Annotated in this window: 16 protein-coding genes and 3 tRNA genes; 9 read left to right on the forward strand and 10 right to left on the reverse strand. The window is 60.5% G+C overall.

Features of this window, described 5'->3' with window-relative positions; all coding sequences use genetic code 11:
* Positions 1-3 precede the first annotated feature (3 nt).
* Together AS189_RS08065 and AS189_RS08070 are read right to left on the reverse strand one after the other, a co-directional pair.
* Positions 4-465, reverse strand: a complete 462-nt coding sequence (locus tag AS189_RS08065; protein ID WP_062287303.1) for a MarR family winged helix-turn-helix transcriptional regulator — start codon at positions 463-465, stop codon at positions 4-6.
* Between the two features lies 1 nt (position 466).
* Entirely contained in the window at positions 467-1,597 is a 1,131-nt protein-coding gene (locus tag AS189_RS08070; protein ID WP_062287305.1) for a CE1758 family FMN-dependent luciferase-like monooxygenase, read from the reverse strand.
* Positions 1,598-1,780: 183 nt separating this feature from the next.
* On the opposite strand from AS189_RS08070, the gene AS189_RS08075 reads away from it, so the two are divergent.
* The gene (locus AS189_RS08075) at positions 1,781-3,232 is read left to right on the forward strand and encodes an MFS transporter (RefSeq protein WP_062293239.1); all 1,452 of its coding nucleotides are present in this window, start codon (positions 1,781-1,783) and stop codon (positions 3,230-3,232) included.
* Positions 3,233-3,448: 216 nt separating this feature from the next.
* Positions 3,449-4,411, forward strand: a complete 963-nt coding sequence (locus tag AS189_RS08080; RefSeq protein WP_237760005.1) for a hypothetical protein — start codon at positions 3,449-3,451, stop codon at positions 4,409-4,411.
* Positions 4,412-4,534: 123 nt separating this feature from the next.
* On the opposite strand, the gene AS189_RS08085 is transcribed toward AS189_RS08080, so the two are convergent.
* The 3 genes from AS189_RS08085 to AS189_RS08095 all read right to left on the reverse strand — a co-directional run bounded on the left by AS189_RS08085 (position 4,535) and on the right by AS189_RS08095 (position 11,304).
* A complete protein-coding gene (locus tag AS189_RS08085) occupies positions 4,535-7,903 on the reverse strand; it encodes an efflux RND transporter permease subunit (protein ID WP_062287311.1) in 3,369 nt (1,122 codons plus the stop codon).
* 78 nt (positions 7,904-7,981) lie between these two features.
* Entirely contained in the window at positions 7,982-9,469 is a 1,488-nt protein-coding gene (locus AS189_RS08090; protein ID WP_062287314.1) for a malate:quinone oxidoreductase, read from the reverse strand.
* A 146-nt stretch (positions 9,470-9,615) separates the two neighbouring features.
* Positions 9,616-11,304: an ABC transporter substrate-binding protein gene (locus AS189_RS08095; RefSeq protein ID WP_237760006.1), complete on the reverse strand. Its 1,689-nt coding sequence runs from the start codon at positions 11,302-11,304 to the stop codon at positions 9,616-9,618.
* A 152-nt stretch (positions 11,305-11,456) separates the two neighbouring features.
* Here AS189_RS08095 and AS189_RS08100 point away from each other — a divergent pair.
* Positions 11,457-11,538 (forward strand) — tRNA-Leu (locus tag AS189_RS08100).
* A gap of 128 nt (positions 11,539-11,666) precedes the next feature.
* Here the strand turns inward: AS189_RS08100 and bcp are convergent.
* The 3 genes from bcp to AS189_RS08115 form a co-directional block, all read right to left on the reverse strand.
* Positions 11,667-12,143 carry a thioredoxin-dependent thiol peroxidase gene (gene bcp, locus AS189_RS08105; protein ID WP_062287317.1) on the reverse strand — a complete coding sequence of 159 codons (477 nt, stop codon included), beginning with the start codon at positions 12,141-12,143 and terminating at the stop codon, positions 11,667-11,669.
* 404 nt (positions 12,144-12,547) lie between these two features.
* Positions 12,548-12,620 (reverse strand) — tRNA-Lys (locus tag AS189_RS08110).
* A 67-nt stretch (positions 12,621-12,687) separates the two neighbouring features.
* Positions 12,688-12,760, reverse strand: a tRNA-Lys gene (locus AS189_RS08115).
* A 438-nt stretch (positions 12,761-13,198) separates the two neighbouring features.
* Here AS189_RS08115 and ilvD point away from each other — a divergent pair.
* The 6 genes from ilvD (at position 13,199) to metG (ending at position 22,642) form a co-directional block, all read left to right on the forward strand.
* Positions 13,199-14,965: a dihydroxy-acid dehydratase gene (gene ilvD, locus AS189_RS08120; protein WP_424581418.1), complete on the forward strand. Its 1,767-nt coding sequence runs from the start codon at positions 13,199-13,201 to the stop codon at positions 14,963-14,965.
* Between the two features lie 400 nt (positions 14,966-15,365).
* Entirely contained in the window at positions 15,366-17,255 is a 1,890-nt protein-coding gene (locus AS189_RS08125; protein ID WP_062287319.1) for an acetolactate synthase large subunit, read from the forward strand.
* Positions 17,256-17,257: 2 nt separating this feature from the next.
* Complete coding sequence (gene ilvN, locus AS189_RS08130; RefSeq protein WP_062287322.1) at positions 17,258-17,770, forward strand: acetolactate synthase small subunit; 513 nt, start codon at positions 17,258-17,260, stop codon at positions 17,768-17,770.
* A 114-nt stretch (positions 17,771-17,884) separates the two neighbouring features.
* Complete coding sequence (ilvC, locus tag AS189_RS08135; RefSeq protein WP_062287326.1) at positions 17,885-18,910, forward strand: ketol-acid reductoisomerase; 1,026 nt, start codon at positions 17,885-17,887, stop codon at positions 18,908-18,910.
* A gap of 342 nt (positions 18,911-19,252) precedes the next feature.
* The gene (serA, locus tag AS189_RS08145; protein ID WP_062287332.1) at positions 19,253-20,848 is read left to right on the forward strand and encodes a phosphoglycerate dehydrogenase; all 1,596 of its coding nucleotides are present in this window, start codon (positions 19,253-19,255) and stop codon (positions 20,846-20,848) included.
* A gap of 219 nt (positions 20,849-21,067) precedes the next feature.
* The gene (gene metG, locus AS189_RS08150) at positions 21,068-22,642 is read left to right on the forward strand and encodes a methionine--tRNA ligase (protein ID WP_062287335.1); all 1,575 of its coding nucleotides are present in this window, start codon (positions 21,068-21,070) and stop codon (positions 22,640-22,642) included.
* 107 nt (positions 22,643-22,749) lie between these two features.
* Here the strand turns inward: metG and AS189_RS08155 are convergent, their stop codons facing one another.
* Positions 22,750-23,754: a type IV toxin-antitoxin system AbiEi family antitoxin domain-containing protein gene (locus tag AS189_RS08155; protein ID WP_062287339.1), complete on the reverse strand. Its 1,005-nt coding sequence runs from the start codon at positions 23,752-23,754 to the stop codon at positions 22,750-22,752.
* A gap of 195 nt (positions 23,755-23,949) precedes the next feature.
* Complete coding sequence (locus AS189_RS08160) at positions 23,950-26,430, reverse strand: ABC transporter permease (protein WP_062287341.1); 2,481 nt, start codon at positions 26,428-26,430, stop codon at positions 23,950-23,952.
* Positions 26,431-26,432: the final 2 nt, after the last annotated feature.

Below are 26,432 nucleotides of genomic sequence, written 5' to 3' on the forward strand. Positions count from 1 at the left end.
GCCTCACGAATGTCCTGTCACGGACGTCCGCAGTTTCCTCGTCAGATCGAGCAGGGTTCGCATTTCATCGTCTGACAAGGCAACTTCCATCAGCTCCATGATCCGCTGCACGTGTGCCCGCCCCACCGTCTTTTGCACGGCGATGCCTTCCTCGGTGAGCCCGATCAGGACTCCGCGTTTGTCATCCTCGGCCGTTTTGCGCTGAATCAGACCACGCGATTCCAGCCGGTCCACCATCCTGGAAATGCTCGGCTGAGTCAGCAGCACGTGGTCATTGAGCTCGTTGAGCCGTAGCCAGCCGCTGGGGCAGAGCGAGAGGTTGTACAAGACGTCGTACTCCCGGCTGCCCAGCGTCTTGAATGTTGGCTCCTTCTGGAGTTCGCGCATCATGACAACCTGGGAAGTCAGGAGCGATTCCCATGACTCCGTGGCCAGTCGGCGGTGCGCTGATGTTGCTGATGACATGTCACTTCACTCCTGATGCGTCCGGTGTGGAACCAGTGGAACTTTCGACGGCGGCAGCTGCCTGGGCAGCGGCGCGGCGAGCCTCGAAGGTGGGGCCTTCGGGGACGGAGGCCGGGCGGTTCTTAGCAAACTCTTCACGGAGTGTGGGCAGAACATCGGAGCCGAAGAGGTCCAGCTGCTCAAGGACTGTCTTGAGCGGCAGGCCCGCGTGGTCCACCAGGAACAGCTGGCGCTGGTAATCGCCGAAGTAGTCACGGAACGAAAGCGTCTTCTCGATCATTTCCGCCGGGCTACCTACTGTCAGTGGTGTCTGGGAGGTGAAGTCTTCCATAGACGGGCCGTGGCCGTAGACAGGTGCGTTGTCGAAGTAGGGGCGGAATTCGTTGACGGCGTCCTGGGAGTTCTTGCGGATAAAGAACTGACCACCCAAACCAACAATGGCCTGTTCCGGAGTGCCATGGCCGTAGTGTGCGTAGCGCTCACGGTAGAGGTTGATCAGCTGGATGTAATGTTCCTTGGGCCAGAAAATGTTGTTGGCGAAGAAGCCATCGCCGTAGTAGGCGGCAATTTCAGCGACCTGAGGTGTGCGAATGGCACCATGCCAGACAAAGGGGGCAACGCCGTCGAGCGGGCGGGGTGTGGAGGTGAAACCGCGCAGGGGAGTGCGGAACTTGCCCTCCCAGTTCACGACTTCTTCATCCCAGAGACGGCGAAGCAAGGCGTAGTTCTCAACTGTCAGTTCCACGGAGTCTTGGTTGTTCTTGCCGAACCATGGGTAGACGGCGCCCATGTTGCCGCGGCCAAGAACAATGTCGGAACGGCCATCGGCCAGATGCTGCAGCGTTGCGAAGTCTTCGGCGATCTTGACCGGATCATTCGTGGTGATCAGCGTGGTGCTCGTGGAGAGGATGATCTTCTCCGTTTGTGCCGCGATGTACGACAAAATGGTGGAGGGGGAGCTGGGGTAGAACGGCGGGTTGTGGTGCTCACCCGTGGCAAAGACGTCCATGCCGACGTCTTCGGCGTGCTTGGCGATGGTGGTGATCGCCTTCAGCCGCTCGTGTTCGGTGGGGGTGCGTCCTGTGGTCGGGTCCATGGTGATGTCCCCAACGCTGAAAATTCCGAACTGCATGATCTGCTCCTTAGCTCCCCGGGGTCCCCGGTAGATATATGCGTTTGTATCTATTATACGGCTCAACCCTCAGGTGCGTGAATATGTTCCCGCCAGGGGTGTGCTATTAGGATGCTCACAGGGGCATGTAATTCATGTCACAAAAAACTGTGGAGGTTGACCGTGGCAGCAGTGCAGCGTGGCATGGCTGGAACCGGTTTCAGGCTCGCGCCCACCGCCACGGCCATTGTGGGTTTCCTCGTCTTGGTCGAGCTGACCAGCGGCATACTTCAGGGGTACTACACGCCGCTGCTGACGGACATCGCCAGACATTTGGGCATCCACGACGCCGACGTCAACTGGTTCGAAGCCGCGCAGTTGATGGTCAGCGCACTCGTGGTACCGGTGCTGGCAAAACTGGGCGATATGATCGGCCACCGAAAGGTCCTGCTTATCTCCACAGCTCTGACGGCAGCAGCCTCCTGGGGTGTGGCCTTCGCCCCCAACTTTTGGTTCTTTCTTGCGGCCTGGGCGCTTCAAGGCTTCTACGTAGTCTGGCTGCCGCTGGAAATTGCGCTGGTCTACAGTCGCTCCCACAATCGCCCGGACGGTGCTGCGCTGACCCGTAAATCGGCGGGAATCCTCGTTGCGGGCCTCGAGTTCGGCGTCATTGTTGGCGCCCTGGCCGGCGGCTTTATTGGCGGCGCGCTGCCGGACAAGCTCTGGCTGACCCTGATGATTCCGGCCATCGCCGTCACCCTATGCTTCTTCGTCATCCTGTTCGGCGTGCCAGAATCCGAGAACCGCACCGGCGGCAAACTGGACCTCGTGGGCCTGACTCTGCTGTCCACGGGCCTGCTGCTCATCACTGCAGGTCTCACCTTCATGCGCATCAACGGACCCGGCACCTGGTGGGCGTGGGCCGCCGTCGTGCTTGGTCTTGCGGCGCTCATCCCGTTTACCCGCCACCAGCTGGGCCACAAAGATCCACTGATCGACATCCGCCTGCTTCGCCAGCCAAGCATGTGGCCCGTGCAGCTGACCGCATTCCTGTTCGGTGTCTCGGTCCTGGGCGCGCAGGCACCGCTGTCCACGTTCGCCCGCACCGACCCCGCCGAGGTGGGCTACGGCCTCGGTGCCAGCGCGTCTCTGGTCTCGGTCCTGATCGGCGTCTACGTCCTGGGCCTGCTGGCCGGCGCCCTGCTCTACCCACTTGTCACCAGATGGACGACGCCGAGAATCACCTTGATGGGCGCGGCTTTCCTTGTTGCTGTGGGTTACCTGCTGTTCCTTCCGTTCCATGATTCGATGGCGCAGGTTTTGACGAACATGGCGATTGCTGGTTTGGGCAGCGGTGCCTTGGTGGCCGCATTGCCTTCGGCTGCCGCGGCCGCTGCGCCCTTGACCCAAACGGGTATGGCGACGGGGCTCACCAATGCCACGAAGACTGTTGGTGGGGCCTTTGCGTCCTGCATCTTTGGGATTGCGCTGGCCGGTCAGGCGCTGGGGTCGCTTACCTCAGAGGGCGGGTCCACGGCTGCTCCGCTTGCGGGTTACATGCTGGTCTGGACCATTTGTGGCGTGACCGCTTTGGTGGCGGCCGTGGCGTTGTACTTTGTACCGAAGCTGGCGTTCGGCCCCACGCTGCCAGTCTGAGACGTGCCGCGCCCCTCAACGAACTGCCCGCAGCTCCGGTCCGGTAATTTAGTCTTTCAATTGGAGAAACTGCTCCCGACACGCCGCGAGCCGTTCCCGGCGAGGAATCTACTCGGATAGCCTTGAGAGGCGCACGCGACCGACGGCCCCCGGCAGGCCCGGATTCTGCAGGAACCTTGGAACCCGGCGGCGCGAGAAATCTGGAAAGGCACTTTCATGAGCAATTACAACGGGGCACCCCAGCCTCCTCAGAACTTCCCGCCCCCTGGCTACCCGAGTCCGGGGCTCCCGGGGCGCCCGCCTGAACAGGCCAACCGCAAGGCGCTGTTCATTGTTCTAGGCTCGGTTGCCGTCTTTGTGGTGCTGGTCCTGGTTGCTGTGTTTGTCTGGGTTGTCCCCGCGCTGACGAAAGCCGGCACCACAGTCCAGCCCACAGCCGTGGCGAACCAAACAGCATCGGGTGCCCCGTCCGCCGATACTGCCACGGAAGCGGCACCCACTGCGGAAGCGACTCCCGCCGACGGCGGCGCAAGCGCGGATGCCGGAATGCCAGCCGATGCCATTGCCCTGCCCGCCGGCTGGGATGCGCTGGCCGGCCCCACTAACATCCCGGCTGACGGCGACCCGTTGTTCTCCAAGTTCGTCACGGGCGAGTCATCATTCCAGTACCTGAAGTCGTGGGACAACGACCGCACCTTCGGCATTACCAAGGACCCCGAGACCGGCGAAGAGATGCAGCAGGTTGCCCAGGGCACCCCGGATCTGGACGCCGACGGTATCTCCACAGCCTTTGCGTTCTTTGCAGAAACGAACCAAGGCAAGTTCGGCAGCGATCCGGCCAAGGTGAAGGCTGCCATCAAGGCCACGCAGGACAAGCTGACCAAGGCGTCAACCACCGAGTTGACCCAGCAGCTGGTGGGCAACAAATGTGCCAGTGACTTCACCTCCAGCACCCCGGAAACGCGCGAGTTCCGCCGAGGGCTGGCCGTGGTGGTGCAGTTCAGTTGCAAGACTGCCGCGGGGGAAGCCATCCAGGCGGTCAACCTGTTCTCCATCACCCCGTGGGGCACGCCCCAGATGATGGGAGTCAGCGGCCACAAGAGCTACTGGGATGCCCACCCGGGTACGTTTGAGAAGATTGCCAACTCCTACCGCATCAACAAGTGGAAGCAGCAATAACAAAACGAACGCATAATAAAAGTGCCGCCTGACTGTGAGTCAGGCGGCACTTTTGTTCTCCGACGAAGGAAGCGGCTTCCTAGCTAAGTCGCGGCGCAGCTAGTTCGCAGTACAGCGGCCCAGCTAATTCGCCGCGCGGCGGCCGCGGACCTTCGGGATTGCGCCTGTAGTCCAATCCTGGTAGCCGGCATCCTGCGTGGCAGGCGTGTGCCCTGATGCGCCGGATGCGCTGGCAGTATCAGTACCGGAGGCAGCTTCGCGTGCACCGGGTCCGCTGGCAGTATCTGTACCGGCAGCACCGTTGGCGCCGCCTGGACCGGGTTTGTGGATGACCTTCAGCGCCTTGATCAAGTCGTGGCGTTCCTTGCGGCCTTCGATCAGCCTGTACAGCACGGGCACCAGGATCAGCGTCAGGGCTGTGGAAGAAATCAATCCGCCCACCACCACAATAGCCAGCGGCTGCGAGATGAAACCTCCGCCACCCGTGAGGCCAAGAGCCATGGGGGTCAACGCAAAAATGGTGGCCAGCGCTGTCATCAGGATGGGACGCAAACGTTGACGGGCACCATGCTCAATGGCGTCGGCCACGTTCATTGCTGGCCGATCTCCGGATGGCTGCCTGTACTGGTTGATCAGGTCAATAAGCACAATGGCGTTGGTCACCACAATGCCCACCAGCATCAACATGCCAATCAATGACGGCAAGCCCAACGGGATACCCGTGATGAGCAGCAGCCCGATGGCGCCGGTGGCGGCAAAGGGGATGGACACCAGCAGGATCAACGGCTGAATGAGGGACTTGAACGTAGCCACCATGATCACGTAGACAATGGCGATGGCTGCCAGCATGGCCAGTCCCAACTGCTGGAACGATTCGGCCTGCTGCGTCGCTGCTCCACCGATGGTGGCAATGGTGCCAGCGGGCAGTTCGATGGAGTCCAGCTTCTTTTGTACTTCTGCGCTGAGGGAACCGAGGGCATTTCCTTCCGGGGTCACGGAGACGGTTGCCGTACGTTGCCCATTGGAGGAGGTCACCGTCAGTGGTGTCTGGACCTCTGCAACTGTCGCCACCTGCGAAAGCGGCACTGGACCGGCGGCCGTGGGAATCTGAGCCGCGGCCAGAGCGGCCACCGAGCCAAATTTGGTGCCCACACCAATCTGGACCTTGTAATCGGTGGTGTCGATGCGGACAGTCCCACCCGGAATGGGGCTGACGGTGGCGGCCAGAAGACCAGTGATTTGTTGTTCATCCAGACCTGCCGCAACCGCCTTGGCACGGTTGACGCTCACCTGAACCACTGGCTGGGTGCCACTGAGGTTGCTTTCAACCGACTGCGCGCCGGGAGTCCCTGTCATGGCCTTGACCAGTGCGTCACTAGCTTGTTGCAGTTCTTCGCCGGTGGTTGCCTTGACGGTGATATCCACGGTGGATGACGTGCCGAAGCCGCCGCCTTGAGAACCGATGGTGATGGTGCCAGCATCTTTGATGCTCGTAACGGCCTTCCGCACCGTTTCCTGCAAAGCCGGTTGATCCACGTCGGGATCGGTGATCACCTGGAATGATGCACTCGAGGCGCCTGAGGAGAGCAGCGCGGAGAAGCCGCTGGAAGCATTGCCCACTGTCACCTGTACGTCGGTGACACCGCTAATCCCAGAGATGATGTCCTCCACCTTTTGGGCTGCCGTGTTGGTGACCTCAAGACTGGTTCCAGCCGGAAGATCTTGCTGAATGCTCATGCTGTTCTGACCAGTGTCACCGAGCAGGTTAGTCTGCAAAAGCGGCGTCATGGCCAGTGTGGCGCCCAAGATGACGCCGCCAGCAATCAGCGTCACCACAGGGTGCTTCTGGGTCTTGGAGAGGATGGGGAGGTAGCCGCGCTGCAGCCAGGAGGAGCGCTCCTTCTCTTCCACGGCGCTCAGCAGAGCCTGACCACTCAAGGGGGTGCCGCCGTCGTCCTTGGAAGTGGAAGTGGCAGCGGAAACGGTAGAAGCAGCTGCAACTGGGGGAGTGGATTTCAGGAACCAGTAAGCCAGCACCGGAACAATGGTCAGCGAGACCAGCAGTGACGCGATCAGGGCAAAAGTGACGGTGAGGGCGAAGGGCCGAAAGAGCTCACCTGCCAGGCTGCCCACAAAGGCGATGGGCAAGAACACGGCCACGGTGGTCAGGGTGGAGGCGGTGATGGCCGCGGCAACCTCGCGAATGGCGGCCAGGATGGCTGTCTTCTTGTCTTCGCCATAACTGAGGTGCCGTTTGATGTTTTCAATAACCACAATGGAGTCATCCACCACCCGGCCAATGGCAATGGTGAGTGCACCCAAGGTCAGGATGTTCAGCGAGTAGCCCGTGGCCCAGAGACCGATGAAGGTCACCAACAAGGACAACGGGATGGAGATGGCGGTGACCAGTGTGGAGCGCACGGACATGAGGAAGATCAAGATGATGATCACGGCGAATCCAAGTCCCAGCAGGCCCTCAACGGTGAGATCGTGGATGGATTTTTCAATGAACGGTGCCTGGTCCAGCACGGTGGTGAACTTGGTGTTGTTGCCCATGGCAGCAGTGAGCTCGGGCAGTAGCTCGTTAACCTGCGCAGAGAGCGAAACCGTGTCAGCCTCGGGCTTCTTGGTGATGGACAAGGCCAGCGTGGCTTCGCCGTTGGTACGGGTGATGGAGGTGGTGGGATCATCGGCCAGCGTCACGGCTGCCACTGAAGCAATGGTGGGGATGGCAGCACCAGTGGCGGCATTGGAACCACCCAGCGGCAGAGCTTTCACGGCATCGAGGGAATCGACGGGACTGCCGGCCTGAATGGAGAGCGTGGTGCCGTCAGTGTTCAAGGAACCCACGGGGACCAAGGTGCCGTTATTTTCCAGCGCCTTGGCAATGTCACCGGGGTTGAGCCCGGAAGCGGCCATTTTGGCGGGGTCAGGCAAGATTTGGATGTGCTGGGAGTTGGCGCCGGTCACATCGGCGCTGCGAACGCCGTCGATCTTCAGGAGCTTGGGAACGGCAATGCGGGCCAGATCCGTGTTCAGTGCAGCCAGGTCCTGATCGGAGGAGACGGCCAGGAACACGATGGGGAAATCGGAGATGCTGCCAGCGATGGGCTGAGGTTGCACACCATCGGGGAGGCGGCCGCTGACGTTGGAGATGGCCCGGTCAATCTGGTTCCGGGCGCGGTCCAAGTTTGTGCCATAGGTGAAGGCGAGGTTGATGGTGGAGAAGCCGCTGCGCGATGTGGAGGTGCTGGATTCCAGGCCTTCAACAGCGTTCAGGGCCGCTTCGAGGGGCTCGCTGACCTGCTTGTCGACCACGGCGGGGGAGGCGCCGGGCATGGCCGAGACCACTGTGATCTGCGGGAACTCAATGCTGGGAATGAGCTCCTGTTTGAGCGAGCCAAGGGTGATGACCCCGAACACTATTGCAAAAATAGTGATCAGGGCGATCAGGGCCCGATTCCCCAACGACATTTTGGCCAAATTGAACATTAAACCACTCCCCATGCGTCATGTCTGTTGGATCCGGGCCCCGATCACGCGAACGTGAAACTGAGCTGGACTCTGGTGTTACTTAAGTTGCAATGAAGCAGCCGTTGCAGCCAGGCTCTTTTCAAACGCTTCCGCGTTGTCGTTGAGCTTGGTGCCGTAGGTGGGCATCATGGTGCGCAGCGAATCCTGCCATTCCAGCTTGAATTTGCGCGGGAAGCAACGCTGCAACAATTCAAGCATGATCGGCACGGCCGTGGAGGCTCCCGGTGAGGCTCCCAACAGGGCTGAGAGTGAGCCGTCAGCTGCCGTGATGACCTCGGTGCCGAACTGCAGCACTCCGCCCTTCTTGGCATCCTTCTTGATGATCTGCACGCGCTGACCTGCGGTGATGAGTTCCCAATCGTTGCCTTCGGCTTCGGGGAAGTACTCATGGAGCGCATCCACCTTGCCGGCACGGGACTTGGTCACCTCGCTGACCAGGTACTTGACCAGATCCAGGTTGTCCTTGCCAACAGCCAGCATCGGGATGATGTTGTTGGCGCGGATGGAACCGGGCAGGTCCATGTAGCTGCCGGTCTTGAGGTACTTGGTGGAGAATCCGCCGTACGGTCCAAACAGCAAGGAGCGCTTGCCACCCACGTAGCGGGTGTCCAGGTGAGGGACGGACATGGGCGGTGCGCCCACCGATGCCTGGCCGTAAACCTTGGCGCTGTGCTTGGCTGCGATCGACTCGTCCGTGCAACGGAAGAACTGACCGGAGACGGGGAAACCGCCAAAGCCCTTGCCCTCGGGGATGCCAGACTTCTGCAGCAGGTGAAGGGCGCCGCCACCTGAACCAATGAAGACAAACTTGGCCTTGACCTTGCCGTACTCACCGGAGGAGGGGTGCTTGAGCGCAACGTCCCAGCCGCCGTCGGAGGTCCGTGAGACATCGGTGACGGTAGTGCCGTAGTTGATTTCGACGCCGTTCGCACCCATGTAGCCCATGAGTTCACGGGTCAGGGCGCCAAAGTCCACATCCGTGCCTTCAGCGGCGCGGGTAGCGGAAACCTGATCCTGCGGGTTGCGTCCCTTCATGACCAGAGGGGCCCACTTGGCAATCTGCGCAGGGTCCTCGGAGTACTCCATGGAGGCAAAGACCGGGTTCTGCTTTAGCGCTTCGTGCCGGGTCTTGAGGAATTTCCGGTGCGCCTCGCCAATGACAAAGCTCATGTGGGGGACGGTGTTGATGAAGCCCTTGGGGGATCCAATCAGCGATTCGTCCACCAGATGCGACCAGAACTGGCGCGAGAGCTGGAACTGCTCGTTGATGTGAATGGCCTTGGCCGGGTTCACACTACCGTCTTTGGCAGCTGGCGAGTAGTTCAGCTCACAGAGCGCGGAGTGGCCGGTACCGGCGTTGTTCCACGGGCTTGAGGATTCCAATCCTGGCGTATCGAGCTGTTCAAACAGCACAATCTTCCAGTTTGGTTCGAGTTGCTTGAGCATGGTGCCCAGCGTGGCGCTCATGATGCCGCCTCCGATGAGGACGACGTCAGCGTCTTTGGTGTTCGAAATGAAGGTCACAGTCAACTCCGGTAGAGGCTCTTCCTAGCGCTAGAAGCGTATCGCGGCACGTGCTGGATGTATAAATCAGGTGTCGGCGACCACTTCTGTGTTTCAGTGGTGAGCGGCTGTTGCGCCGCCGTTTCACCGCCGGACAGCCGCGCCGATCAGCCTGCCGCGGGCGGCGTCAGCTTCACATAATTGAAGACCTCGTTGAGTACGGGGCTCAGCGGATAAGAGACCACCCGGTCCGAGAGTGCGATCGCGGAGATCGGGAAAGCTATGGGAACGGCAGGAACTGTGGCGGCGATTTGCTTGCTGATGGATTCGTAAGCGGCAACCCGGTCCGGGCCGTTGGGCATGCTGCGCGCCCTGGTGATCTTGGAAACGAGTTGTGGATCCACCATGCCCAGCTCAGCACCGGGGGAGCCGAAAATGGGGCCCACAAAGTTATCCGGGTCGGCATAGCTGCCGTTCCAACCCATGAGGCTCAGCGCATGTTTGCCGTCATCGGTGACAGCTGCCAGGTAGCCTTCGTTCCACGGAATCGGCACGGGCTTGATGTTGAACCCCACCTTGGTGAGCTCTGCGGCAATTTGGGCGTAGACCTTTTCCGGCGTGGGAAGGTAGGTGCGCGCAACATTGGTGGGGTAGTAGAACGGCAGCTCTTCTCCCTTGTAGCTGGATTCCGCCAGAAGTGTCTTCGCCTTCTGGGGATCATAGGCAATCCCGGCCACAGCGTTGTTGAAGCCGCTGAGCTTGGGCGGGATGAACTGGGCTGTGGTGGCGGTTCCTGCGATGAAGAAATTGTTGACAAGTGTTGACTTGTCGATCGCTGCGGCGAGGGCTTCGCGCACCTTCAAATCTGCTAGCGCTGGGATCTTTTGGTTGATGCCCAAGTACATGACGGAGAACGGATCGCGCTGCAGCACCTGCTTGCCGCTCTTGATGAGCTTGTCCAAGTTGTCCGGGGTGACGGGGTCATAGCCGTCAATGGAGCCGTCTTCCAGGGCAGCGAGCCGGGTGGCGGACTGTTCAAAGGTCTTGAATTCTAAAGTGGTGATCTGCCCTTTTTCGCCCCAGTAGTCCTTGTTGGCCTGCATGGTCACCGAGCCGGCAGATGCTGAGTCAAAGGTGAAGGGACCGGTGCCCACGGGATGCAGCCCGTAGCGGGAGACCTTGTTGCTGGCCCAGGTCTGATCCAGCACGTTGGCGGTGTTGCTTTTCAATGCGGTGGGGGAGGAGATCGCGAAGGCTGGGAGCGTCAGTGCGGGGAGGAACCCGGTGAGCCTGGTCTTCAAGGCAAGGGTCACCTCCAAGGGGCCATCAACGGTACAGCCTTCGTACAGGGAGTTTTTGGGATCGTCATTGAAGGCCCGGAAGACCTGCTTGAATACCGTGACGGATCCATCTCCGCGGGTAGCGACGGGCATGGAGTACCAGCGGTCAAAGTTGGTGCACACTGCGGCGGCGTCGAACGGGGTGCCGTCATGGAAGGCAACGTCCTTGCGGAGTTTAAACGTGTAGCTCAGTCCGTCATCGTCTGTGGCCCATTCGGTGGCCAGGCTCGGCGCCGGGTCTCCCGTGACGGGGTTGATGGTCAGCAATCCCTCCATGACCTGCCGCGTCACCCGGTACGATTCCGTATCTGAAACCAGCGCCGGATCGAATCCCAGCGGGTCCGATCCCGTGCCGAAGGTGAAGACGGCGGGCTTGGCCGCCATGGTTTGGGCCGCCGAGGTACTTGGCGTCTCCGGGGTAGGGGAGGTGCAGGCTGTGGCGCTCAGAAGAACGACGGCGGACAGTGCCACCGCTCGCTGGATCACCTTGCGCAGTACTCTGGCAGGGCTTGGCACGTTTGGGTCTCCTTGCAGCACGGACTGTCCATCAGCCACTCATCATAGTGGGACATTCTGGGGACAGCCGTGGGGGCTGTGCCGCGGTGAATGAAAGTGTGGTTAAAAGTACTCCGACAAACCTGTAGTATGGTTCATGCTTCAATGCACCTGCGCGAGTGGTGGAATTGGTAGACACGCAGGTTTTAGGTACCTGTGCCTTCGGGCGTAGGGGTTCAAGTCCCCTCTTGCGCACAAAATTTAAAGGCCCTGTTCTGTTGAACAGGGCCTTTTGTTTTGCCCGCTGAGGAGGCGGAGCCAGCTTGCGCCTTCCAGAGTCAAGACTGCGGCCGGGCCCGCGCGTCCCGCGAGCATGAGGGCCGTTAGGCGGCGTCGAGCTTCAAATCACGGCGCAGCTTGGCCACGTGGCCTGTGGCCCGGACGTTGTACTGAGCCAAGGAAACAGTGCCAGCCTCATCGATCACGATGGTTGAGCGGATCAATCCCTCATAGGTCTTTCCGTAGTTCTTCTTTTCTCCCCACGCTGCGTAGCTGAGCGCAATGGCATGATCGGCGTCGCTGAGCAGCGGGTAGGTCAGTGCGTCGCGGGCAACAAACTTTTCCAGCTTGGCCACCGGATCAGGTGAAATGCCCACAACCTCATAGCCTGCTGCCTGCAGGGACGCCAGGCTGTCACGGAAATCGCAGGCCTGCTTGGTACAACCGGGGGTCATGGCTGCCGGGTAAAAGAAGACGATCACGTTCTTGCCAGCAAAGTCGCTCAGCGAGGTGGTGCCACCGTCCGCATTGGGCAGGCTGAAGGCGGGGGCCAGTTCGCCGGGGACTAGACGCTCGGTCATGAAATACTCCTGATTCACCCCATGCAACGCCGGTGGGCGGGAGTGGGGAAGAAAAATGTGGACACTCATTCCAGCCTAGGCCACTGCGGGCGACAGTAACGAAACGCCGGGTGGCCGCCGGATCTGGGTGAGGTCTCGCGGGCTCGCAGGCTAGCGGGCTCGTGGATTCGGGGTAGAAGTTACCATTCGCGGCCTGTCCGGACACGTTCCTCGTGTCCGGGGGTAGTTATTACCTTTCGCGCACGGCCAGCCGTGCGCGAAAGGTAATAACTACCCCCGGACCTCGCGTGAGTCCCGCAAACCGGCCCGCGAACCCCCGAAAGTGGCTTGGGGGACAGCAACGGGGCAACAAAAAAACCGCTCCATCACCAGTTGTTACTAGTGATGAAGCGGTTACCCTTTTGTGCACCCCTCCGGACTTGAACCGGAAACCCATTGATTAAGAGTCAATTGCTCTGCCAATTGAGCTAGAGGTGCATCTTTTGTAGCAGTAAAAAACTGTTCCAACACCAGTTGTTACCGGTGTTGGAACAGTCCTACTCTGTGCACCCCTCCGGACTTGAACCGGAAACCCATTGATTAAGAGTCAATTGCTCTGCCAATTGAGCTAGAGGTGCATCTTCGTTACTGTAGCCCGCCACAGTTTGTGTCCGTGGTGTTCTTTGCAACGACATGAAACTATACGGCTTTTTTGGGCAGGTGTGAAATCGAGAAACGCCATTTTGGCCTGTTTGCGGCAGGGATCACATTTGCCGCAGCCGGAAACCGCGTCATCTCGCGGAATCCGGCAGCGTGGGACATTTGAAATATGTTCTGGAACGGGCCGGAAAATGATCCGCTCTCAGCCTGGGGCGTAGACCGCGAAGGGGCTCCGCTAGCCGTTTGTTGAGCCATCGCGAGGCGCGCGGTGGGCGGAACGGTGAGGGATGGGTGCTGTGTAGGGTGAAATGTGCCCCGCGATAACCCGCGACGAGCCCCGCGATAAACCTGCCGTGAAGCGGACTTACCCGGCCAGCCTGTGGTCTACTTCACATTTCAGTCATAGACTGACGCACATGAGCGTCGAGACGAATTCGGTTGAACCGAAAGAACCTGTTGACCTGAAGGACACTGTTGTCCGAACTGCGGACGGCAAGCCCGACATCAAACCGCGCAGCCGCGTTGTCACCGACGGCATTCACGCCGCACCTGCCCGTGGAATGTTCCGAGCCGTAGGTATGGGGGATGACGATTTCAGGAAACCGCAAATTGGTGTGGCCAGCTCGTGGAATGAAATCACCCCCTGCAACCTTTCCCTGAATCGTCTTGCCCAGGGCGCCAAGGAAGGCGTGTTCGCGGCCGACGGTTTCCCCATGCAGTTCGGCACCATCTCAGTCTCCGACGGCATTTCCATGGGCCATGAGGGAATGCACTTCTCGCTAGTCTCCCGTGAAGTCATTGCCGATTCCGTGGAAACCGTCATGATGGCAGAACGGCTCGACGGTTCCGTCCTGCTTGCTGGTTGCGATAAATCCCTGCCCGGCATGCTCATGGCAGCCGCCCGGCTGAACCTGGCCAGCGTTTTCCTCTATGCCGGGTCCATCATGCCCGGCTTCGCGAAAATGGAAGACGGCACGGAGAAGGAAGTTACCCTGATTGACGCCTTCGAAGCAGTGGGTGCCTGTGCTGCCGGCACCATGAGCATGAAGGATCTGGACACCATTGAACGTGCCATCTGCCCCGGCGAAGGTGCCTGCGGCGGCATGTACACGGCCAACACCATGGCGTGCACCGGCGAGGCGCTGGGCATGTCGCTGCCCGGATCGGCCGCCCCACCCAGCGCCGACCGCCGTCGTGACATGTACGCCCGCAAATCCGGTGAAGCCGTGGTTCACCTCCTGGAGCAGGGCATCAGGGCCCGCGACATCATGACCAAGAAGGCCTTCGAGAATGCCATTGCCGTCACGATGGCCTTCGGCGGCTCCACCAATGCGGTCCTGCACCTTTTGGCGATCGCGCGCGAAGCCAACGTTGATTTGACCCTTTCCGACTTCAATCGCATTGGCGATAAGGTCCCGCACCTAGGCGATCTGAAGCCCTTTGGCCGCTACGTGATGTTCGACGTCGATAAGATCGGCGGAGTGCCCGTCATCATGAAGGCACTGCTCGACGCCGGACTTATCCATGGGGATTGCCTCACCGTCACCGGGAAAACGGTGGCCGAGAACTTGGCTGAGATTAACCCGCCGGATCCGGACGGCAAGGTGCTGCGAGCCATGAACAATCCCATTCACAAGACCGGTGGCATCACCATTTTGCATGGTTCCATGGCGCCGGATGGGGCCGTTGTGAAGAGTGCCGGCTTCGATCTGGATGTTTTCGAGGGCGCTGCCCGGGTGTTTGAGCGTGAGCAAGGGGCGCTGGAGGCGCTGGATCGCGGCGAAATTCATGCTGGCGACGTGGTGGTGATCCGTTATGAGGGCCCCAAGGGTGGGCCGGGCATGCGTGAAATGCTCGCCATTACCGGCGCCATCAAGGGTGCGGGTCTGGGCAAGGACGTTTTGCTGCTGACGGACGGGCGCTTCTCTGGCGGGACTACCGGGCTGTGTATTGGCCACGTTGCACCTGAAGCGGTCGACGGCGGTCCCATCGCCTTTGTGCGTGACGGGGACAAGATCCGTGTTGATATAGCCGCGCGAACCTTCGATTTGCTGGTGGATCCGGCCGAGCTCGAATCGCGGAAGCTAGGCTGGGAACCATTGCCGGCCAAGTTCACCACGGGTGTTCTGGCCAAGTATGCAAAGCTAGTCAATAGCGCGTCCACGGGCGCTTACTGCAACTAGTTCCGGTCTCTGGCTAGGGTCTCTGCAGCCCCGGAATCTCAGCGATGAGCGACGCCATGACCACAGAGTGGACATGGCGTCCACATAATGAGATGCCGGTGGGGCGCGTTTGACACTCAAGAGCGTAAAACGGGAGACTAAACACATGCAACGAGAGCTCTTAGCCGTCATTAGCTAGCGCGTGACGCGCAATGACCCCACCCATGGTTATTGGCTTGTGGTTTTCTTTAGATGAGAGAACATCACAACACGTGCAAACCCCTCGATGAACGCCTTATGGGCAAGAGGGGTTTTTTTGTTTCCACCACCAGCGGCAACTTGTAATACTGCGTGATCCACCCTGCACCAAACGCAGCTACAGAAGAATTACCCAAGCAAGAGTTCCCCAAAGGAAGAACCGATGAGCAAAGGAACGCCCGCCAGCCCAGCGCTGATGGCAGCCAAGTCCCCCGGGCACGGTGCGCAAGCGAGCACCACCTCCGGTGCGGTCAGCACCGTAAGCCCGGCATCCGCCGTCGTGGGTCCCAACAATGTTGTGGCACCCATCCAAATGACCGGCTCCGAGGCGCTTGTCCGCTCCCTTGAAGAGTTGGGTGTCAAGGACATCTTCGGCCTGCCCGGTGGTGCCATTCTTCCCACGTATGACCCGCTGATGGCTTCAGATCTGAACCACATTTTGGTGCGCCACGAACAGGGTGCCGGCCACGCTGCGCAGGGCTACGCCATGGTCACCGGAGACGTTGGCGTTTGCATCGCCACCTCAGGTCCCGGCGCAACCAACCTGGTCACCGCCATCATGGATGCGCACATGGACTCGGTTCCGCTGGTGGCCATTACCGGTCAGGTATCCAGCGCCGTAATCGGCACCGACGCCTTCCAAGAGGCCGACATTGTTGGTATCACCATGCCGATCACCAAGCACTCGTACCTGGTGACGGACCCCAATGACATTCCCCGCGTGCTGGCCGAGGCATTCCACCTCGCCTCCACCGGACGCCCCGGCCCCGTGCTGGTGGACTTTGCCAAGGACGCCCAGCAGGCGCAGATGACGTTCTCCTGGCCGCCGGTCATTGATCTGCCCGGCTACCGCCCAGTGTTCCGCGGTCACTCGAAGCAGTTGCGTGAAGCAGCTCGATTGATTCGTGAAGCCAAGAAGCCCGTGCTGTACGTGGGTGGCGGCGTTATCAAGGCCAACGCATCCGAGGAACTGCTGGCACTGGCCGAATTGACCGGTGCCCCCGTGGTCACAACGCTGATGGCCCGCGGCGCTTTCCCTGATTCGCACACTCAGCATGTGGGCATGCCCGGCATGCACGGTACGGTCTCCGCAGTAACCGCCCTGCAGCAGTCCGATCTGCTCATCACCTTGGGGGCACGCTTTGACGATCGTGTCACCGGCGTCCTGAGCAGCTTCGCCCCGCACGCCAAGGTCATCCACGCGGATATTGACCCGGCGGAAATTTCCAAAAACCGCACGGCTGATGTGCCGATTGTTGGATCGCTGAAGGAAATCATTCCGGACCTGTCCGTGGCCGTGAAGGCTGAATTTGAGAGCAACGGCACCCCCGACTTGGGCGATTGGTGGGCGTTCCTGGGTAACCTGCGTGACACCTACCCGCTGGGCTGGACCGAACCCGAAGACGGGCTGATGTCCCCGCAGCGTGTCATCTCACGCATTGGTGAGCTGACAGGTCCTGAAGGCGTCTACGTTGCCGGAGTTGGCCAGCACCAGATGTGGGCTGCACAGTTCATCAAGTATGAGCGTCCCCGTTCCTGGCTCAACTCCGGTGGTGCCGGAACCATGGGCTACTCGGTTCCCGCAGCCATGGGTGCCAAGGTGGGTAGTCCGGACCGCGTGGTCTGGGCCATCGATGGCGACGGCTGTTTCCAGATGACCAACCAGGAATTGGCTACGTGCCGCATCAACAACATTCCCATCAAGGTTGCCATCATCAACAACTCCTCTTTGGGCATGGTGCGCCAGTGGCAGACGCTGTTCTACAACAGCCGCTACTCCAACACCGATCTGAATACCGGCCATGACACCATTCGCGTTCCTGACTTTGTGAAGCTGGCAGACGCCTACGGTTGCGCCGGTCTGCGTTGCGAACGAGTCGAGGACATTGACGCAACCATTGAGGCTGCCTTGGCCATCAACGACCGCCCGGTCATCATCGACTTCGTGGTCAGCCCCGATTCCATGGTGTGGCCGATGGTGCCCTCAGGCGTCAGCAATGACCAGATTCAAGTAGCCCGGAACATGACCCCGGTGTGGGACGAGGAGGACTAGAAATGACTCGACATACTCTTTCCGTACTGGTTGAAGATAAGCCTGGCGTATTGACCCGTGTGGCCAGCATGTTTGCCCGCCGCGCCTTCAATATCAACTCACTTGCCGTTGGCCCTACAGAGATTGACGGGATTTCCCGCATGACTGTGGTGGTTGACGCAGACGGGGACTTGATTGAACAAGTCACCAAACAGCTGAACAAACTAGTCAACGTCATCAAGATCGTTGAACTGGTTGCAGAGAATTCCGTGCAGCGGGACCACATCCTGGTCAAGGTGCGTGCGGATGCCGCTACGAGACTGCAGGTAACCCAAGCCGCAGATCTCTTCCGGGCTTCCGTGGTTGATGTGTCCACAGACTCACTGACCATTGAAGCCACCGGCTACGCTGACAAGCTAGCAGCCTTGCTCAACGTCTTGGAGCCCTTTGGAATCCGGGAAATTGTGCAATCTGGCACCTTGGCCATTGGGCGGGGAACCCGTTCCATGAGCGACCGGGCGCTGCGCGCTTCCTAGCGCACGGCCCACCAGGACCGGCAGTTCCGCAAAGCTCCCCTCATAAGGGAGTGGGCCAGGTCCAAAAAAGTCTTTTCAATGAAGTAACACACCATTTATTCAAGGAGTTCCACAGTGACTGACATGTTCTATGACGACGACGCAGACCTGTCCATCATCCAGGGTCGCAAGGTCGCCATCATTGGTTACGGCAGCCAGGGCCACGCCCACGCACTGAACCTGCGCGATTCCGGCGTTGACGTTCGCGTTGGCCTCAAGGCAGGCTCCAAGTCCATTGCCAAGGCAGAGGCAGAGGGCCTGCGCGTCCTCAGCGTTGCAGAGGCAACCGCCGAAGCCGATGTCATCATGATCCTGACCCCGGACCAGGTTCAGCGTTTCGTGTACGCCGAGGACATTGCTCCGAACCTGAAGGCCGGCGACGCCCTGTTCTTCGGCCACGGCTTCAACATCCGCTTCGGCTACATCACGCCCCCGGCTGATGTTGATGTGGCTCTGGTTGCTCCGAAGGCTCCGGGTCACACCGTACGCCGCGAATTCGAAGCCGGCCGTGGCATCCCCGACCTGATCGCTGTTGAGCAGGACTTCACCGGTGGCGCCAAGGCTCTGGCCCTCTCCTACGCCAAGGGCATCGGCGGAACCCGCGCCGGCGTCATCGAGACCACCTTCACCGAAGAGACCGAAACCGATCTGTTCGGCGAGCAGGCAGTTCTCTGCGGCGGTACCTCACAGCTGGTTCAGTACGGCTTTGAAGTTCTCACCGAAGCTGGCTACAAGCCGGAAATCGCCTACTTCGAGGTGCTTCACGAGCTCAAGCTCATCGTTGACCTCATGTGGGAAGGTGGCATTGCCAAGCAGCGCTGGAGCGTTTCTGACACCGCAGAGTACGGCGACTACGTCTCCGGCCCGCGCGTCATCACCCCCGAGGTGAAGGAAAACATGAAGGCTGTTCTGGCTGACATCCAGAGCGGTGCTTTCGCCACTCGCTTCATCGAGGACCAGGACAACGGTGGCGTTGAATTCAAGGCGCTGCGTAAGAAGGGCGAAGAGCACCCGATCGAGGCCACCGGCCGCGAACTCCGCGGTCTGTTCTCCTGGGTCAGCAACAGCGACGACTACACCGAAGGCTCCGTAGCCCGCTAATCCCCACGCCCTCCCCAATTGCAGGTCGCGAGCGACCCGCAATTAGGGCCCCTCGGGCGCGTGGGCCCAGAACTTTTGGGTAGCTCTCAAATTGACGACGGCGCCTGCCGGACCCGCGTGGGTGCGGGAGGCGCCGTCGTCCATTAAGAGTGGCGCTAGATGAACAAAAGTGGCATAGATCATGTGATTTATGTCGCTTACGTCGCGCTTCCTGCTATTTGTTACGGCACCGAAGCCGGCCTCCCATAAACTGGAGTGCGGCTTTTGTCGTTGGAATATCAACACAAGATCCATCACCAAAATCCCCACAAGAACACTAATTGAGAGCTAAAGAGGTCACCGGTGACAGCCACCAAGCCAGTAGTACTCCTCGCTGAGGAACTTTCGCCCGCCACGATCGAGGCCTTGGGTCCCGATTTTGAGATCCGTCACACCGATGGCGCGGATCGTTCCCAGCTGCTTTCCGCCATTGTTGACGTCGATGCGATCCTGGTTCGCTCCGCAACGCTCGTGGATGCCGAGGCCATCGCCGCGGCTAAGAACTTGAAGGTCATCGCTCGTGCCGGTGTGGGGCTGGACAACGTTGACATCAAGGCCGCAACGCAGGCGGGTGTCATGGTGGTTAACGCCCCGACGTCTAACATTGTCTCCGCAGCCGAGCTGACCATCGGCCACATTCTTTCCCTGGCCCGCCACATCCCGGCTGCCAGCACCGCCCTGAAGAACGGCGAGTGGAAGCGCTCCAAGTACACCGGCACCGAACTGCTGGAAAAGAAGCTGGGCATCATCGGCCTGGGCCGCATCGGCGCCCTGATCACTGAGCGTGCCAAGGCCTTCGGCATGGAGATCGTGGCTTACGATCCCTACGTCACCAGCGCCCGCGCCGCCAGCCTCGGTGTGCAACTGCTCTCGCTCGATGAGTTGTTGGAGCAGTCCGACTTCATCACGATTCACATGCCGCGCACACCCGAAACCCTGGGCATGATCAGCACCGAAGCGTTCAAGAAGATGAAGAAGTCCGCCTACGTCATCAACGTGGCCCGCGGCGGTCTCATTGACGAAGCAGCCTTGAACATTGCGCTGCGCGAAGGCGACATTGCCGGCGCCGGCATCGACGTGTTCGTCAAGGAGCCGGCCACCGACGTCGACTTCCTGGAACTGGACAACGTCATCGCCACCCCGCACCTGGGTGCCTCCACCGAGGAAGCTCAGGAAAAGGCCGGTGTCTCGGTCGCCAAGTCCGTGCGCCTGGCACTTGCCGGCGAGCTGGTTCCGGATGCCGTGAACGTTGCCGGTGGCGTCATTGCCGCCGAAGTTCGCCCGGGCATCCCCCTGATCGAGAAGCTGGGCCGCATCTTCACGGCGCTGACCCATGCTTCGGTGACCCAGATCGACGTCGAAATTGCCGGTGAAATTGCCGCCCTTGACGTCAAGGCACTGGAACTCTCTGCTCTGAAGGGCGTCTTCAAGGACGTCGTCTCCGAGCAGGTCTCCTACGTCAACGCACCGATTCTGGCCGAGCAGCGCGGCATCAAGACCAACTTGATCACCACGCTCGAATCAGCTGACTACCGCAACGTGCTGACCATCCGCGGAGCCTTGTCCGACGATTCACAGATCTCCGTATCGGGTACCCTGACCGGCCCGAAGCAGATCCAGAAGATCGTCGCCGTCAACGGCTACGAACTGGAAATCCCCATGAGTGATCACCTCCTGGTGATCTCCTACGCAGACCGTCCCGGCGTGGTCGGCACACTGGGCCGCCTCCTCGGCGAGAACGGTGTTAACATCGCCGGCATGCAGGTTGCCCGTCACAGCGAAGGCGGCCAGGCCCTGGCCCTCATCACGGTTGACAGCTCCGTGCCGCAGGCATTGCTGGATTCCATCCGGACAGAAATCGGCGCCACCATGGCCCGCGAGGTCGATCTGGAAGACTAAACCGGCCACACCTACGACGGTGGGTGAGCCCATCCGTTCTTGTAGCGGGCGACGGCGGCCGGGTTCCCGGAGCGGGGATGGATTTTCAAGGTCGCTCAGCGACCGAGGAAATCTTACTGCCCGCGAGGGAATCCGGCCGCCGTCGTGCGTTAACGGCCGTTGCGTGGGATGCAAGGGTCACGAATCGGAGTTTCGACGGGTTCACGGTAAATTTGGTGGGTGACATCTACTGAATCGGCCAAGACGCCTTACTACCTGACCACCGCCATCACATACCCGAACGGTGTTCCGCACATCGGGCACGCCTACGAGTACATCGCCACAGACGCCATGGCCCGCTTCAAGCGGCTGGATGGCTACGATGTGATGTTCTTGACGGGGACCGATGAGCACGGCATGAAAATTGCCCAAGCCGCCGAAGCCGCTGGTGTCACGCCCAAGGAACTCGTTGACCGTAACGCGGCCATTTACAAGGAAGCACACGCCGCCCTTGGCATCAGCTACGACCGCTTCATCCGCACCACGGACGCCGATCATTACGCTGCCTCGCAGGCCATCTGGAAGAAGATGGAAGACGCCGGGGATATCTACCTGGGCAAGTACGAGGGCTGGTACTCCGTCCGCGACGAGGCCTACTACGGCGAAGATGAGACGGAGCTGCGCGAAGATGGCAAGCGTTACTCCAAGGTCACCGACACCGAGCTGACCTGGACCGAAGAGGAAAGCTACTTCTTCCGCCTGTCCAACTACCAGGACAAGCTCCTTGCGCTCTACGAGTCTGAGCCCGAATTCGGCGCCCCGCGCACCCGTTTCAACGAGGTCATCAGCTTCGTCAAGGGTGGCTTGGAAGACCTCTCCGTCAGCCGCACCACCTTCGACTGGGGCGTTCCGGTCCCGGGCAATGACAAGCACGTCATGTACGTGTGGGTTGACGCGCTGACCAACTACCTGACAGGTGTTGGCTACCCGGATGAGTCATCCGAATCCTTCCAGAAGTTCTGGCCGGCCGATGTTCACATCATTGGCAAGGACATCTCCCGCTTCCACGCCGTGTACTGGCCTGCATTCCTCATGTCTGCCGGGCTGGAACTGCCCAAGCGCGTCATGATTCACGGATTCCTGCACAACAACGGCGTGAAAATGTCCAAGTCCCTGGGCAACGTGGTGGCTCCGGCTGACTGGGTCGCCCAGTACGGTCTGGACCAGGTGCGCTTCTTCTTGCTCCGCGAGGTGCCGTTCGGCGCCGATGGTTCTTACAACCACGACGCCGTAGTGGGCCGCATGAACTCGGATCTGGCCAACAACCTGGGCAACCTGGCGCAGCGCTCACTGTCCATGGTGGCAAAGAACTGTGAGGGCGTTGTGCCCACCCCGGGCGCTTTCACCGAGGCAGATGAAACCATCATGGCAGCGGCCCGCGAGCTGTTGGAGATCTCCCGCAACGCTTACCAGGTGCAGGACTTCCACGGTTCACTGGAAAAGATCTGGCATGTATTGGGCGACACCAACGCGTATTTCGCCGACCAGGCTCCGTGGGTTTTGCGCAAGACTGACGTGCCCCGCATGGAAACCGTGTTGTACGTGACCCTTGAAGTGCTGCGTATGGTCTCGATCCTGATCCAGCCGGTCATGCCGGACGCTGCTGCGAAACTGCTGACGGTTCTGGGCCAGGACAACTCCGCTGACTCGGCCTTGCGTGAGTTCGCTGCGATTGCCACACCGCTGGTTGCAGGAACGGAACTGCCTGCCCCGGCGCCGATCTTCCCGCGGTATGAAGAGCCTGCCGAGGCCTAATTTCAGCCTTGATTCGCCCCCGTTTGAATTCGGACGGCGCTTGCGGGAAAAGATGGTCGTATACCACCGTCTTTTCCCGCAAGCGCCGTCCTTTTTGGCTGAACGGACTATTGCTGTCGCAGCCCAGCCTCCCGCAACAGGCTAATGAAGCGTTCCCGGTTCATCATTTCTTTCCATTCCCATCGGACAAAACCGCTGACCTGGGCTCGGATTTGGTTCTCGCGTTGCTTTTCCTTCATGACACGGTCCTGAATGGATAGGCCTCCGCCCCAGTCGTCACGCAAGTACTTGCCTTTGCCGTCAAATTCGCCGACGAGCTTGATCTTCTGGAACCAAAAGTCTGTAAAAGCGTCGCTGCCATCACGAAGAGTGAAGTGCTTTTGCAGCACGGGGGCGGGGAAACCAAACAAGTGCATCTTGGCCCGACTGATTGATTCTCCAGCGGAGCCGGACAGTGGGTTCGCGAAACTGATGACCGCTAGTGCCCGTCTGCGGGCGCTGGCGGTGGGCAGTTTGTCGGCCGCGACCATGAGATCTTCGCGCCGCAATGCTTGTCCCTGTGGGTAGGTACTTTGCCACAGGGGTTCGAATTGTGGGGATTCCACAATGGGCGGAGTGAAGTGATTGAACTGATGTTCCCTGTTGGGTGCCCGCAGGCTTGAATCACAGATGGCCACGGCGTAGGGAAAATCGAGGGCGAGGATCAGCTGCATGACGGTGGTCAATTTGTCAGTGAGCAGGAACGGGCCGCACCTTTGGAGTCCATCAGTCATGGAACCGCGATGCCTGATCACACCGTTTTCGTTTCGTCCGCCCACCATCACATCTGTCATGACATGCAGACGTCGGGGAGTACCCACAATCCACAGTCCCCACAGTAGGGCTGCGCTCGCATGGCAGAGTACGGGCTGGCGTGAGGTCAGTGCCTGAAATGCCAGAATATTTAGTCCATAGTTTTGCAAAGGGCTGAGTTCGCGGACGGCAGCAGTCTTTGCGTAAACGCCACGGCGCACACGGGTGAGTTCGCCGCTATTGCATAGCTCCACAAGCTGCCGGCGGTCCCGGCCGGACTTTTCAAAGTCCGATGGAAGAATCAGTCGTGGCATGCTCATAGTCCCAGCGTCTCACTGCAAAGATGCTCGCGAGACGTGCAAATGTGATGCCTGTGGATAACGTTGTAGTCCGCAACTGAGCCCCAACATTGAATTCGGACGGCGCTTGCGGGAAAAGATGGCCGTATACAACCGTCTTTTCCCGCAAGCGCCATCCGAATCCGAGTGGCAGCCGAGCCGCAGGAGCTTCAGGAGTTAGTCCATGGCCAGACCCTCAACAGGGGAGAGCTTCGCAGCACGATGTGCCGGCACCACGGAGGCGAGGAGTCCCGCCACGGCGGCAACAGCCACCACTGCCAGGATCTGACCCCACGGGATCACGGCGGTGACATCAGCAAAGCTGCCAAGAGCCGATTGTGCTCCGGCCCAGCCGTAGACGGCGCCAAGAACCGAGCCGATGATGGCGGCGACGCCGGCAATCAGCACAGCTTCCAGCGCCAACATGCCGCGCAATTGTCCACGGGTCAGGCCAAGGGCCCGCAGCAGCGAGTTCTCCCGCGTCCGCTCCAGCACTGAGAGGGACAAGGTGTTGGCGACGCCGATCAGCGCGATGAACACGGCCACGGCCAGCAGGCCTGTGACCACCAGCAGCAGCATGTCGATCACCTTGTTGAACATGACCTTTTCCAGTACGGCGCCGTCCACCCGGTACTCTGAAACATTCAAGGCGCCGGTCAAAGCTGTCCGCAGATCCAAGAGTGCGTTGGCATCCAGCGATTCATCGACGGAGATCCACAAGGGCGCTCCCGTTTCTTTGTACAGGGGGTCAGCCGCCGGCAGCGGTGCAAAAGCGTCCAGGGAGACCAACGCGCTGTAGCCGTCCGTCGTTGCGGGAGTGGCCGTGACGTTGGTGCTTTGTGTGCCGGCTACGACACTGACGGAATCCATCTTGATGCGCTTGGGAATCACCGCCGAGGTGGGTCCAGGGCGGTTAGCCGGGTTGGCCAGCACAGTGAGGGCATCGGCGTCAGATATGCCGTAAACATCAAAGGCTTGTCCTCCAGCTTCCATGGTGCCCACCAACTCCAGCCTGGCAATGTGCTTGACGCCGGGGAGTGCCGCAGCCTTTGCCACCGCGCTGTCGGGAATGCGGGCGTTGCCCGGCATGGTCTGCACCTGCAGATCCACCGGATAGCTGCCGTCGAGTTCGGTGTCGAAAGCACTCCGAGCCGTCGCCGCACCGGTCATCATCATGGTCACCAGCGTGACGCCAATGAGCAGCGCTGACGCCGTCGCGGTGGTCCGGCGCGGATTGCGCACGGCGTTTGCCGCGGCCATCCTCCCCGGGACACCAGCCGGGCGGGCCAGAGTGCCGGCGACCGAGACCAACTTCGGCACGAACAGCGTGGCGGCCATGAGGAAGCCGACAAAGGAAGCGGCACCAGAAGGCAGAGCAATCAGCAGGTTCGCGGAGATCCCGCCGTACACCAGACCGGCACCGCCAGCCAGAAGCAACAGCACGCCAATGGACAGACGGAGTCGGCCGCCAGCGTTGTGCACCGAGGCGTCCTCGGCCGGGCGCAGCGCAGCCAGCGGGGCCACGGCAGTTGCCGCCCGGGCCGGAACCAGTGAGGCCAGGACCGTGAGCAGCGTGCCCACCACCAGGCCCGCAATGATGGCCGACGGCGGCACCGCCAATGTCGCGAAGGCAAAGTCTGGGTTCTGACTCAGTAGGGTCAACACCAGTGCCATGGTGCCGGTGGCTGCCAAGACGCCCAGGACAGAGGCGACGAAGCCAACGATGAGTGCCTCGATAATGACCGAGTTTCGTACCTGGTTTCGGCTGGCGCCAACACAGCGCAGAAGGGCAAGCTCGCGGGTGCGCTGCGCCACCAGAACTGAGAAGGTATTGGAGACAACCAGCGCAGCAACCAAGAGCGCAACACCGGCGAAGGCCAACAGCACAATGGTCAGCTGGTCCTGGCCACCAGTCATGGTGGACACCATTTGCGTGGTCTTCTCATCAGCGGTCAGGATGTTCTCAACGGGCTGATTGACTGCAGTTGCCAAGGCCGCCTTCGCGTCAGTAAGGGAGACGCCATCCTTGAGGATGACGGAGATGGTGCTGAACCCGGCATCCGGTGGACTGAGCTTGCCGACGGCTGCCACCGTGCCCACAAACTGGGCCATGCCCGAGGAAACGGGATCAGCTGAAGCGGCCGTGATGCCTGAGACCGTGGCGGTCAGGGTGGGGATGGCAACGGTGGCGGTGGGCTCGCCGGTGAACGTGACCTTGCTGCCAACAGACAGCGACTTGCGGTCTGCCGTGATGGCGTCGACCACCACCTCCTGATCGTTGCCGGGCCACGCACCCGAGATCAAGGCAACTGGTTCAAGGGAAGGGGAAGCCGGCATGTTGCGAAGAGTTGCTCCCAGTGTGGTGGTGCCCAGCCCGGCTTGCAGGTACGTGCTCTGCTGCGCATAGGATTCGGCGACGACAGGTGAGGCAGCCACGGAGGCCGCGTGCGCCGTCGTGAGTGGATCATCGTAAGAAGAGGAGGCCACCAGATCGGCCTTGGCATAGGCCTGCCCAATGCTGGCCTTCAGTGACGCGCCCGTGGAGGCGTTGACCATCAGGGTGGCTGAGAGGAAGGCGACGGCCAATAGCACCGCTAAGGTGATGGCTATGAACCGTCTGGAGTGAGTTTTGAGTTGGCTCAGGGCGACCTGCAGCATGG

It is taken from the genome of Arthrobacter alpinus (genome assembly GCF_001445575.1).
Taxonomy (GTDB): domain Bacteria; phylum Actinomycetota; class Actinomycetes; order Actinomycetales; family Micrococcaceae; genus Specibacter; species Specibacter alpinus_C.